This is a genomic window from uncultured Campylobacter sp., assembly GCF_938017705.1.
Taxonomy (GTDB): domain Bacteria; phylum Campylobacterota; class Campylobacteria; order Campylobacterales; family Campylobacteraceae; genus Campylobacter_B.
Genome location: NZ_CALIIS010000064.1, coordinates 1 through 12,306, shown reverse-complemented (window position 1 = coordinate 12,306; position 12,306 = coordinate 1). Strand labels below are relative to the sequence as shown.

Genomic DNA, 12,306 nt, shown 5'->3' with positions numbered 1-12,306 from the left:
ATCCTTGTAAATTTGCTCTACGCTCTGCTCTAGCTCCTGCTCGATGTTTGGGCGGCGCTTTTTGATCTCGTCCCCTATATTTTCGATCTCGCTTGCTTTGAACTTAAGCGGCTCCTCGTTTGCATTCACGCCGCCGTCTCTCAAAACGATCGTATCGTCCGGGCTAACGTCAAAGGTGCTGAGCGGGTCTTTCTGCGCTCTTGCGGCATCGTCCAAGCCTAGGCGCGTCTGCACATTTCGTGCCTCCGCTTCGCCGTGCAGCTTCGCGTAGTTTGCATCGCCGCCAGCACCGCCCGTTGCAAAGCCCTCTTTGCTCTGCACCCAGTGTTGGATCTCGTGCATCAGCGTGGATCTGTCTTTTAAATTTTTAAGGGCGATCGTGCCACTTTGCGGGTCGAAATACCCCGCCTCGCCGCTTTGATAGATATTCGGGCTTGCGCTAAAATCGCCGCTATTTTTGACGTGCTTGATCTGATTGCTGTCAAAGACGATAAGATACGGCTTCGCATCCACTCCGTCGATGTCTTGCATAACTATGCCGTCATAGCCTTTCGACTTCAAAAATTTTTTAAAGCCGTCGCTTTGTTTATCGGGGTAGAGCTCTGTGTTTATCCCTTTGGCTTCGGCTTCGTCCAGAAGCTTTTGCGCTTTTGCGCTGTATGGAAAAGATAGATCGATAGGGTTGTTTGATTTTAGATAGACTTTATAGATTTTGCCGTGTTCTCTAAATTCATTCGCAATCTCTTTTTCCTGCGAAAACCAAAACCCATATCCGCTCTTATCAAACTCGCCTTTAAACTCCGTAATATCCTTTGCAGAGCTGCCGTGATAAAACACTTTCGGGCTTCCGTCCGCGTTCTTGGTGATAGGCGCGCTGTGCTCGTGCCAATTTTGCAAATTGGCGTCATATCTGACCTTTGGGTTTTCAAATTCCATAGGCTTTTTAAGGTTTCTGTCAGAGTAAAAGGTTATAATGTCCTCAAAGTCCGCAGGTCGAGGTAATTCGGCCGTGTAAGGCGTCCCTGCGGACTTGTTACTTGCTACGAGCCTAAATCTCACCCCCCTGTCATCTTGCCATTCATAAACTCTAGCATTGCGTTTATTTATAAAAGGCTCTTTATACTTTGCTAAATATTTACGCATGCTCTCGCCTAAATCTAAAAGCTCTTTTTTACTTACATATCCTTCGCTGCCCTCATTGTTAAGGTGTCTTATTTTTATATGCTTTGCTCCCTCGCTTCTATCGCCCCTCGCATATCTTAAAGCTCCCTCTATTTGATCTAGGTCTTGCTTTATGTAGGTTGCTATTTTATTATTGTAGGTCACGTTGTAGATGCCGCGCTTTTCCTTTTGCCCCGCATCCTTTGCAAGCATCGCCCCAGACGGAGCGTCGCCTTGCATCTTTACGACTTTTACGTCCTTTAACTCGGGATAGGCCTTAAATAGCTCGTCGTGCTTTAGCAGATCCCCGAGCTTGCCGCCGCTTTGAAATTTAGGGTTTAATTTGGCGTCGCCGTCGCCGATCTCAAATTTCCAAGCGCCGTCTTTGTCCCGAAACCAGCCCGTATCTCGCCAAATTTCTAGCTCATTTTTTCCCTCTTTCGCCATAGCCTGCGCTTTGCTCAGCTTATCCGCTTTCACGGGGGCGTATTTCAGCTCGGCGTAGGCTTTCTCTCCTGCGAAAATTTGAGGCTCGAAGTCTAGCCCCGTCTTGTTTGCGACCTTGGTCTTGGCAAACTCGGCGGCATTAAAAAGCGTCGTTTTGGCGCGAGATCTGATCTCATCGCCTAGGGCTTGCGCGAAAAGATCGGGGCGCTTGTTTGCGAGCGTTGGATAGGTCTTTGCCTGCTTTGCGGCGTAGGCTTTCATACTTGCGCGAAAGCCCTTTCGGATCACCGCGACGCCGCCGAGCCCTGCGATGAAGCCCGCTGCAAATCTCTCGGGGCTAAATTTGCCCTCCTCGTCGGTAGCGCCCAGCGCGCCGCCGCTAAGTCCTCCCGCAAGATGAGAGGTGAGATTAATGTTTACGAAGCCCTTTTTCATATCCTCGTTTAGCTTTGCGCCTTGCTTGGCGGAGCCCGCGCCCTCTTTTGCCGCAAGATCGCCGCCTTGAGGCTCGCTTTTTAGCGCTGCGCTGCCTTGATCTGCCGTATCTTGTGTTGAAACCACTCGCTGTTTTGAAGCTGCGGCATCAGCTGCGCTATCGCCTGAAGCGGCCCCGTATCGTCCCACGAGCTCATCGCCCGCGGCATTTTTTGCATCCTCGCCGCCGAGTATAGCAGCAGATCCGCGCTGCGATGATACCTGCGTATCGCCTCCCGATCCCCGCTCCGCTCGGCTTGGAGTATCGCCGAGATCAGAAACGCCCTTTGATACTCGCTCATCTTTTCCGCCAGCGCCTGCGCCGTTTGTGTGGACTCCGCGCTGCGGCGCGCCTGCGTTTGCTTTGCCATTTTGCACTCTCCTTATCTTGCCGTCTTTGATGATCCAATCTTTCATTTGATTGTTTACGATGTCGTCGTATTCGGCTTTTGCGACTTTAGCATCGATATAGTTTTTTAGAAATTTTATATCTCCGTCGTCGTATGCCTGCATCGCCGCAGCCTGCACGTCGGGGGCGAAACCTTTGCTCGCCAAACGCGCGCCGTATTGCTCCGTGGTGTAGGGGTGAGCTTTGATGTCGTTTTCCACCCGCCAAATGAAATTTTGCCCGGTATACATAGGATCGACATCCACTCCGTCGTTGTAGGCGCGGGTGTATCGAAGCTCCGCTTCGCTGGGCTTTATGCGGGAGTTTAGAAGTTCTCTTTGCGCTCGCGCGGAGAGGGTAGGATTTTCCTTTGCGATTTTTTCCGCCTCTCTTTGAATAGCCGCAAAGCGCTCTATTCCGTCCGTCCTCATCTGGGCTAGCTCGCTCGCGCGATCAGCGACGTGTCTTTGATACTCTCTCGCCCACTCAAGGCGGTTTGCGCGCTCGTAAAGCTCGTCCACTTTTTTGTAAGCGCTCTCGCTCAAATGCGCCGAGCGGCTCGCACCGCGGTCAAGCTCGCCCAAAATTTCATCTGCGGCGTCATCCGCGATGTTTTGGGTTTTGAGATACTGCCTTACCTGCGCTCGCGGATCGAGATTTAATTGCGCCACGCTCGCGGCTTCGGTATTCTGCGCGCCTTGCGCCGTAGAGGACGGGGACGATTTGATCTCCTGCGCTCCGTCTGTGACTTTGATCTCTTGCGCGCCTTGCGGGGCGGAAGCTGTATCATCAGCCGCACGAGCCGCGCCCTGCTCGCCCCCTGCTGCGTCGCTCGCATTCATTTTCGCGAGCTCGCCCGCTTTTGCTTCTTGGGCGCCTTGCGCTGCATCGCTCGCCTTGAGCTCTTGCGAAGCGGAGCCCGCGCCCTCTTTTTGCGCGCCTCCCAGCCCGTCCAGAGCGTCATCAAGCGCTCTTGCATCATCCGCCGCACGTGCCGCCCCCTCTGCGCCGTCTGCGGCTTTTGACGTGCCGCGCAGATCCTCCGTGAGGTTTGAGACGTTATTTACTTTGCCGCGCGAAAGGGCGCTAAAAAGCGCATTGGCTCCGCCCATCACCAGACCGCTTAAAAGGTCGTCTCCGAGTCGCTGCCCGGTGGAAATTTTATCATCCCCCGCGTTTCTTAGCTCGTTCATTCCTACGCCTAGAGCAAAGCCCGTGCCCGCGCTTTTTGCGATATTCGCGAGCTTGGCGCCCTTGGTGAAAATCCCGGCGGGTGCCGCAAGAAACGGATCTATCGCCCCGCCGACCTCTCCCCACTCTTTGTTGTTTTCGGCGATGATCTTATCAAGCTCCTTTACGTTGTCGTCGAAAAATTTACGGTTTTCGCCGAAAAACTGCTTCGCACCCTCGGCTCCCGCCTTATCCGACACCCATTCGCCCGCTGTATTTACGGCGCGGCCGAATTGATTTGGGAATTTTCCTACTCCCGCGAAAAACGCAAAGTCCTTATCAAGGCTGTCGGCGGCAAGCCCGTTTTGCGCGACGTCGCTCGCCTTGCCCGCGATTTTAGGGCCTAGGGTTAGAGGGTTGAGCCTGTTTACTAGCCGTCCGGCGCGGCTTGCGATGTCGATCTTGTCGGGATTGAGCTCTCGCCACCTCTGATCCGCAGCATCTACCGCTTTTTCGTCGGCGCTGGTGTCAAAAGCGTTTCTAAAAAACCTATCAGACGCGCTCGCCGTGGCCTCGTCATTGAGCTTTTTGGCATTATCCGCGTCGAGCTTTTGAGCGATCGCCATCTTTGCGATGTCCTCTCGCACGCCGCTGTCCGCAAGCTCTTTCTTTTTCGCCTCGTATTGTTCCTTTGCAAGAGCTTTGATATACTCGGGGCTGTAGCCCTTGCTTTCAAGCTCGGCGATCCGCTCGTTGCCCAAAAAATCTCTTGCAGTCATCAGTTCGCTCCGTCGTCCATATCGCTATCAAGCGAGGAGTTAAATTTAGCGTTAGGATTTTTCTTTTTCCATTCAATCGCCTTATCTACCCTAGCACTGGCATCGCTAAAGCTCATCCCTCCGCCTACCAGCGTTTTGATATTGGAGAGACGATTATCGGGATTGCCCAGCTGCTCCATTTGGCGAGTCTCAATCTCGTTTCTTGTCTTGATCAAATCTTTACCCAGAGGAGATATATAAAAACCTCCGTTTGGATTTTGGGTCACTACGCCCTCGTCCCACATGGTTTGCGCGATAGCACTATCGACTGGGATAGTGGGTTTGAAATAATTTTGCTCCATATCGTTCAGCGAGTTAAAATTCTTTTTCACGAAAAATTTTATCTCATCGTCTGACATACCTTTTGTGGCGTTTGGAAACTTCTTCCTCATCGCTGCTATCCCTATCGCGTCTTGTTCCCTCTCGGCTTTCGCTTTCTCGGCGTCCTCTATACGCTTTCGCCCTTGCTCGGTGAGTTCGGCATTAAGCTTGGCGACGCCCAAATTATAATCCCTATTGTCTTTAAAGATTGTGTGATCAAGCTTCTGTTTTTCAAGCCCATAGCTTCTATCGCCTTTGAGTATGTCGTAGTTGAGCTCCTTTTCTTTCAGCCCGTAGTTTTTAGTATCCATGTTTTTGAGCCAATCGAATTTATCCGCCTCCATCTTTTCGGCTCGCGCTTGGCGCGCAAGGTCTGAATCGAACTTCTCTCTGGCGTGTCCAAGCTCGCCGAGCTTTACGAGGCTATCGCCGATCGCGGCGACCCCCTGCCCTAGAGCCGCACCGCGATTTATACTCGGCTCTCGCAGATATCTGATGTCAAAATATGCCATTTTTTGCTCTCCTTATGCCTTGCGGGCGGGCTCATCCGCCCCTATAAATTTCTAGCCCTAGATGGTGGATGCGGACGGCGTCGCGTTCCACAGCGAGGCGTCCCAAGCGCTATTGAGCGCCGCTTGCGCCTGCTTCTTTCTCGCCCTCTCCTCGCGAAGAAGATCCGCATTGAGATTGTATGTCCGCTCCGCGGCCTTGGCCTGCTGCCTTGCGGCGTAGGCATTACCGATGCCGCCCGCCAACGCACCCAGCCCGGTCAATACGTCGCTACCTTTGACGTTTTTTAGCCAGTCCCACATTTTCTATCCTTTCATACTGAATTTCTATTGATCTTAGCCCCAAAAATCCTTATTTTTATAAACTTCGGCGCGCCGAGCTTAGAGGTAGATTATGGGGTATAGTTCGCTTTTGCTGCCTTTTTTGCGGCGGCGCTTGGTTTCATAATTCGCAATCCTATTCATTAAAAAATTTTCTTGCTCGTATACGGCAATCATAAATCTATTCTTTTCTGCTGAAATCTCCATAGCCGCTCTCTCTGCGAGCCTTTGTGTTTGCGACGAACTAGAAAAAACAATTAGATGCTCATAAAAAGTTACAAGAGCATCTATTGCAAGACCCACTTCGTCGGCGTCAAGATCTATGAGCCGAAGAACCGGGCGGATCTCTTTCCATGGCGTTATCTCCCAATACATATTAAAATCGGGGGAATTTTGCGCGGCGAGTTGTAATTCGTCATCCGTAGAATTATCAAACTGTTCAAGCGGAGGGTTAGCGAACTTTTTTTTCTCTGGTATCTCCCCCGCAAGAGTGCTAGTGGCTATGCTTTTGCCGCTCGGAGCCCTCCAGAGATCGGTTTTTGTTTGATAGGTATATCCGCCGTAGGTTAGCGGCTTTTGCGCTAGAGCCGCAGCGGCAAAGCCCGCCGCCATTCCGCCGAGCGATACCAAAGAGGTCGTAGCTGCACCCGAGCGCGCTTGCAACGCGCTTAGCGCATACCCAAAGCCCAGAGTCGCGAGCGCCAAACCAAAAGCCGCGCCGCCTACGTATCCGATACTTTCGCCTCTTGCGTTAAACTGCGCTCCGCTGAAAAGCGAATACGTCCCCGTGCTCGAATTGTAGGTTCCGACCGGGCGGAAGTTTGAATCCACGAGCTCGGTGGTGTTGCTAAAGAGCGAATCCAGCCACTCGCTAAAGCTTAGGGGCTTTGAATACACGTTCAGCCCCGAGCCGCCCGTTTTTAGATTTGCCAGTCTCTCTCCGCCGAAGCCGAAGCTTAAATCCTTGCCCGTGGCGACCTCGTAAATCTCCGTAAATAGCTCTTTGATTAAAAAGCTAGCGCCGAAGCCGCCGATATTTGAGGCTATCGTGCCGCCTCTTGAGATCAGCTTGCCGGCATAATCGGCGATAGCGCCTATCGTGTCTTGAAATACCGCGTCCACGAGCGCGTCCGAGCTAAATTTCCAATCGATCAGCGATTCGGCGAAATAGCGCCCCGTTGCGCCGCCGTAATACTGCCCGATCTCGCCCGCGATTCTTCGCAGATTCTCGCTTTCGATCTCGCGCACGCCCGTGCCGCCGCCCGAGGGGGCGGACGAAGAAAAGGAGCTTTGCGGGATTTGTAATAGTCCGAATCCCAGCTGTAGCTTTCGCACCGCCTGTTTGATATTTTCATACGCCGCGCTGCCGTGCCCGCCTATATTTAGCTCGCTCGAAATCGGGCTTAGCGCAAACGCCGCGAAGTCCTCATTCAGTGATAGTATCGTATCGCTAAGTCTTACCGAGCCGTTCTCCATAAATAGCCCCTCAAGATTCGGCGAGGGCTTCGTGCCTGCGATATATCCCGCGCTGCCTGCGTAGAATATGTCGAAGTTCTGCCCCGCAAGAGGATTAACCGGGTTGAAGTCATCGCGAGAGGCGATGTCTAGGCTATCGTTTACGGCGATGAGAGTTCTCATTTTTTGATCTCGAAGTTCCCCGGCATGATGTTCGTTAGCTCATCTTTGAGCAGAGTGGCGATGATGTTAAAAAGCACCTTGTTCATATCCGAAGGCACCGTCAAGCCGCCATTGAGCGTGTTTTGCAGAAAGTCGCCGATCACGCTGCCGCCTTTGATTAGACGGTTGTCCTTGACCTGCCTATTTATCGCTTCCTGCTGCGCCTTGGCAAGGGCTAGATCGCCCCTTGTCTTGTCGATTTGAGCGGCGAGCATATCTTTTTGAAGCTTGAGCTGCTTTATCTCAAGCGGCATTCGCTGCCTTTGCAGATCGATCTTTAGCTGCTCGGTTTCTATCTGTTTGCCGAGTAAGTTCGTTTGAGCTTCGAGCTGTTTTTTTCGTAAAGGCAACTCCTCGCTTTCGCTTAGAAGCCGCAGGGCGATCTCTTGGCTGCTCGTCGTTACGCTCTGCGTCATCGATACTAAGGTGCTACAAAGCATCTCAAATTTTTTGTCGTTCGCAAGCCCGTATTTCTCAAAATATTCATCGATTTTGGCGGTAAATTTTTGATACGGCGTGTCGTTCGCCATAGTATCGCCGAGCACGCGCCTGTAAAGCTCGCTATACGCTTCTTTGAAATCAGCCATCTCGCAGCCCCCTTATATAGTCCTCGACTCGGCGCGGAGTTTGGCGATAGAGCAAGCTCGCGCGCAGGTTTTTTGTCGCCTGAGCGTAGTCTCCCGCTTCGATGCATTTCAGGGTATATCTAAAGCCAAGCAGCTTTGCAATGTCTAGCTGATACGCCATTTCGAGGATGGTATCCTGCACGCCCTGCGGCTTGCTAGCCAGCCACGGCAAACACTCCGGCACTCGCTTTCGCAGCCTAGCAACTTTCAAATTTAGGATTTTTTCCGCTACCTCTTTACTCATCGGCTCCGCCTTGCCGCCATTGAGTTTGAGTTCGTCAGGGCTAAGAGCGGCTACCAAAAAGCCATATCCCACGGTGGGTTTGCCTACGCTATCTTTGTATATCTCTCTGCGATAGCCCTCATGGGTTTTGATATTTTCGATGAGGCTCATATCCCCTCCTCGTTTGTGATCTCTATGAATTCTATGTGTTTGCCTACGCAAATTTTGAAAAACGAATTGTATGTCCGCACGGAGTTTGTCACTCCCGCGGCGTTGTGCCCGTCGCCTACGATGATACACCCTGATGTTTCTTGTGGGCAGTTGCCCGTATGGATCAAAATATATCTGTCTTTCGGCACGCTCTCATTCCACAGAAGCGGACACATTCGCTTCTGCCTCGAGCTAGCGTGCCACTCCATTTTATAGCGCCCCGCAGGGATGCGTCTATCCGTGCCCCGTTCGGTCGTATCGGGTCCTGCCGGCTCTAGGGTAAAGCATTCAAAAAGCCTCTTCCCGTCGTCCGTTATCGTGAGTTTCCCAATCGTGCCGTCGGGGATATTTTTAAATCTATTTATTTTGATCCTCATAATTTGTCCTTTCAAAATCCGTATCTTTTAAATTTTTAATCTTTTTCGACAAGAAGCTGTTTATTTTTGCCCTGACCCAATCGGCGCCGAACCAAGCCACCGCACCGCTTAGGGCTATGCAGGTCTTAGGGCTGCCGGGCATAAACTCGCTCAGCACCGCGTAGCTCACAAATGCAAACAGCATCGATGAGCCCACCGCCACGAGCCACGATATGACCTTTTGCCCGCCCGATCCTCGCAGCTTCATATTGCCGCTGCCGATCCCCAGCATCGAGCCCAAAAAACTTATGACCCCTACAAGTATGTAGTTCCACACTTCTTTATCGATCCCCCACATTCGCGCACTCCTTCAGGAGCGCTTCGCAGGTTTGATAGTATGTTGCCAGCTCGACCGCGCTTTGCATATTGCTTGAATCAAATTTAGGCTTTGCAGGGAGGCTCACTTTGCACTTTATCGGAACGAGGACGTCCTTATATTCCGTCCTTACTATGGGTTCTCGCTTCGCACACCCGCTAAGAGATACGCACAGCGCCAGCCCTATCAGAAAGAGAACAAATCTGATGATATACTCTCGCTTGTGCCTAGCCAGCTCTTTTTGGTAGTTTTTATCCATCAAAAACGTCTTGCGCAGAGGCTTTGAATACTGCGGCATATATAGCTGTCCTGTTTTCATCTGCCCATCTCCCTGAATATTTCCTCATAGAATTTCAGCTTCTTTTCGCATTTTGCGTCCCTTATCGGCACATTTATCGGCTTGTATCTCGTCTCTATCTCTTTTTTGATGATCGGCTCCGCGGCTTTGAGCTTTTCGTTTTGCAGAGCGATCTCTTCAAATTTGGCGTTTTGCAGATCGATCTTTGCGTTGCAAGCCTGCAAATTCGAGGAGCTGATGATCTCTTGCGTTTTGGCGAATACTAGGTCTTTATTTAGCTGCTCGATCTTGCCCTTTAAATTATGGTTCCACCCCACCAGCGCAAGGCAGGCAAGGATTAGCGCGCCGATGATTCCGAGATAAATTTTAAAATTAAACATTTTACGCCGCCTAGTCTTTCGCCGTGATAGTGATATTTCTGTAGCCCAAAACGATGTCTGGATTGTCGGTTTGAAGCGTTAGAGTTTTGTTTTCTATAAAAGCCGAAACATTAACGGAAACTTCCTCATACTCCCCGGAGTGAAAATGGCCATAAACCCGTAGGCTTTCACTTTGCCCGTAGCCACTCCCGCCTTTTACGTTGATATCTATTTTAAGCGCTGCTGCGGTTCCTACGCCCCCTTCGGCTTCTGCAAAATCTATCAAAATTGCGCGTAGCTCAAGCGTTCCGTTGAAGCCGTCGTTCAGATTACTTAGGGCAATGGCTGTTCCAGATTCATATGCCGTAATTGACCCGCTATTTTGATACACGAGTCCTCTAAAATCTCCATCGCTGCCAGCGGGCATAAGTATATGCGTCATATCATCGTCCTTTTTCTGTGATTCGCTCGGTCTTGCCGAGCCTTTGCGCCGTTTCGACATCCATATCGCTACGGCTGCTATAGCTGCTATCATTGCTACCAAAAATAGAATTTTCATCTCATACCCTTCCTATTTTGATTTCGTTTTCACTCACTACAAAGTATGCAAATACCTCGGTAGCCTTGAGCCCAGTAGGCACTACTCGAAAGCCGAGCGCCGCATCGTAGCCCGTGATATTCGTAGCGTTTCGCACTATCAGCGCTCCGCTCTGCCCGACCGCGCCGTTTTTCAAAGTCAGCTTGCCCGGCGCGCCTAAATTTAGGACAAAATTATCTCCTTGAGTCAAATCCACTTCAAGGCTTGTTATCGTCGTAATTTTTGAGCCATTGGCGCCGTCTTTGCGGTGAAAGTTTGCCCCTTCCACGCCGATTAGTTTCGCACTATCGGACGCGGCTTCGTCTTTACCCAGCTTTTTACCGAGCTCCTTGGCGATCTCCGTTTCATTTACGTCATAGACCGTACTTGCAAGTTTTGCGAAGCTTACGGCGCGCCAGAGATTATCCGCCTTAAAAAACGGCACCAGCGCCGTCTGATCAAAAACGGCGCTCGCTCCGCCGAGGCTTCCTTGAAATTTGAAATTACCAAGCTCGATTACGGCATTGCTCGGATTGAGTTTTATATCGCGCGCGACGGCGTCGCTTCCGGTGCCGCGCAGGATGACCTTGCCCCCCTTTTTGGCGCTGAAAACCCGCAGATCGTTTCCGCTCGGCGCGATATCCGATCCGTTCGCGCCGATGCCGACGCCCAGAGCCGCGACGCTTTTTACGTCGGCGCGCAGAAATTTCTCGGCTTCCGCTCCGCCCAGTTTTTTGCTATCCGCTGCTTGCTCGTCTTTGCCGAGCTTACCGGCTGCGCTGCTTTGAGCTGCTGCGGCGGCGCTTATTGCAGTGTTTACGCCCTGTGCGAGGGTCTCAAATTTCGCATTCGCCTCAATCTTTGAGTAGCCATACCCCACGCCCGCTTTGGTCTCTAGCTTCCGCTCGATCAAATTTGAACTATAAGTTTGAGTGGCGCTTTGTGCCTCGTCGTTGATGATTCCGTTTTGAAGCAGGGTCTTAATCTGCTCCTTAAGTGAGTTCAGCTCCGTAAGAAGCGCGCCCGCGTTTTCTACCTTGTCTGCGGTAGCTTTGATCTGCTCTTGAAGTTTTTCTATGGATGCGAGGATCTCCGCCGCTTTCTGCTGCGCGCTCTTTGCGCTCGCGGCGTTTTGCTCGGTCGCCTCTTTGGCAAGGTTTGCGGTCTGCTCAGCTTGGCTCTGCGCCGCAGCGAGGGTCTGTGAGGCTTGCTCGTTTGCGCTTTGCAGAGCCTTTCTCATCGCTTCGTTCGCGGAAGCTACGGCGGCTTGCAGCTCCGACTTCTGCTGCTCTATCTGCTCTACGAGCTTCCCCGCCTGCTCGGCAAGCGGCGTTATTTTTTCCGCGGCGGCGAGGACTTCTTTGCAAATTTGCGTAAATTCTTTATCCGCCATTACGGTTTTACCTTCTCTTTCATTATCTTATCCAGCGCCGCCAGATCGGCGCGATCGAGCTGTTTATTTTGAAATTTAATAAAGTCATAAATGAAGTTTCGCCACGAAAGATTACGCGCACGGGCGACGTCTGCAAGCCAGAAATCAAGCTTAGCAAGAAACTCCGGCGCAAAGATATATATGCTAGATAGCGCGTAATCAACGCCGTAGGGCTTTAGATATCCGCTCCGCGCAAGCGCGGTAGGCAGATCGGGCGTGTTTTCATCGAAATTATTTAGCTCGTATTCACAGAGCGATCTTTGATAAAAGCTCCTATATTTTTGATAAAAATCGTCTCGTCCGCGTTTCGCGGCGATTCCGTAAAGCAGAGCGCTTATCAAACTATCGTCTTTGAAATCGATCTCGTCGCTATCCTTTGTGGGAAGCTTAAATTTTCTCACGAAGTAGTCGCCCCCCAAGTGATACGCGACCTCGAAGCTGCGGTGATCTATCTCGATCATCTCAAGCGGAGTGATAGCCTTGCAAATCTCCAGCGCCGCTTCGCCCATCAGCGTCTTGATCTCCTCATCGCTCGGAGCCAAGACGTCCGGGCGGGTCGCGAT

At 51.5% G+C, this 12,306-nt stretch carries 13 protein-coding genes; all 13 read right to left on the bottom strand.

The window, feature by feature from the left end; genetic code table 11:
• Positions 1–4,419, bottom strand: a 4,419-nt coding sequence (locus tag Q0605_RS03345; protein WP_363317208.1) for an LPD23 domain-containing protein, incomplete at its 3' end; no start/stop codon positions are given.
• Positions 4,419–5,291, bottom strand: a complete 873-nt coding sequence (locus Q0605_RS03340) for a hypothetical protein (protein ID WP_298704236.1) — start codon at positions 5,289–5,291, stop codon at positions 4,419–4,421. The genes Q0605_RS03340 and Q0605_RS03345, both read right to left, overlap by 1 nt.
• Before the next feature lie 57 nt (positions 5,292–5,348).
• Positions 5,349–5,591 (bottom strand): hypothetical protein, encoded by a 243-nt coding sequence (locus Q0605_RS03335; protein ID WP_297921036.1) that lies wholly within the window; start codon positions 5,589–5,591, stop codon positions 5,349–5,351.
• A gap of 78 nt (positions 5,592–5,669) precedes the next feature.
• Positions 5,670–7,247: a hypothetical protein gene (locus Q0605_RS03330; RefSeq protein ID WP_298704234.1), complete on the bottom strand. Its 1,578-nt coding sequence runs from the start codon at positions 7,245–7,247 to the stop codon at positions 5,670–5,672.
• On the bottom strand, positions 7,244–7,873 hold the full coding sequence (locus Q0605_RS03325; RefSeq protein WP_298704232.1) for a hypothetical protein: 630 nt from the start codon (positions 7,871–7,873) through the stop codon (positions 7,244–7,246). Before Q0605_RS03325 ends, Q0605_RS03330 begins: the two co-directional genes overlap by 4 nt.
• Positions 7,866–8,306 (bottom strand): lysozyme, encoded by a 441-nt coding sequence (locus tag Q0605_RS03320; protein WP_298704230.1) that lies wholly within the window; start codon positions 8,304–8,306, stop codon positions 7,866–7,868. Before Q0605_RS03320 ends, Q0605_RS03325 begins: the two co-directional genes overlap by 8 nt.
• Positions 8,303–8,722, bottom strand: a complete 420-nt coding sequence (locus Q0605_RS03315) for a DUF5675 family protein (RefSeq protein WP_298704228.1) — start codon at positions 8,720–8,722, stop codon at positions 8,303–8,305. Before Q0605_RS03315 ends, Q0605_RS03320 begins: the two co-directional genes overlap by 4 nt.
• Positions 8,703–9,059 carry a hypothetical protein gene (locus Q0605_RS03310; RefSeq protein WP_298704226.1) on the bottom strand — a complete coding sequence of 119 codons (357 nt, stop codon included), beginning with the start codon at positions 9,057–9,059 and terminating at the stop codon, positions 8,703–8,705. The genes Q0605_RS03315 and Q0605_RS03310 overlap by 20 nt, the downstream gene beginning before the upstream one ends.
• On the bottom strand, positions 9,043–9,396 hold the full coding sequence (locus tag Q0605_RS03305; RefSeq protein ID WP_298704224.1) for a hypothetical protein: 354 nt from the start codon (positions 9,394–9,396) through the stop codon (positions 9,043–9,045). Before Q0605_RS03305 ends, Q0605_RS03310 begins: the two co-directional genes overlap by 17 nt.
• The gene (locus Q0605_RS03300) at positions 9,393–9,755 is read right to left on the bottom strand and encodes a hypothetical protein (RefSeq protein WP_298704222.1); all 363 of its coding nucleotides are present in this window, start codon (positions 9,753–9,755) and stop codon (positions 9,393–9,395) included. The genes Q0605_RS03305 and Q0605_RS03300 overlap by 4 nt, the downstream gene beginning before the upstream one ends.
• Before the next feature lie 10 nt (positions 9,756–9,765).
• Entirely contained in the window at positions 9,766–10,293 is a 528-nt protein-coding gene (locus Q0605_RS03295; RefSeq protein ID WP_298704220.1) for a hypothetical protein, read from the bottom strand.
• 1 nt (position 10,294) lies between these two features.
• A complete protein-coding gene (locus tag Q0605_RS03290) occupies positions 10,295–11,704 on the bottom strand; it encodes a hypothetical protein (RefSeq protein WP_298704219.1) in 1,410 nt (469 codons plus the stop codon).
• On the bottom strand, positions 11,704–12,306 hold a 603-nt coding region (locus tag Q0605_RS03285), incomplete at its 5' end, for a hypothetical protein (protein WP_298704217.1). The genes Q0605_RS03285 and Q0605_RS03290, both read right to left, overlap by 1 nt.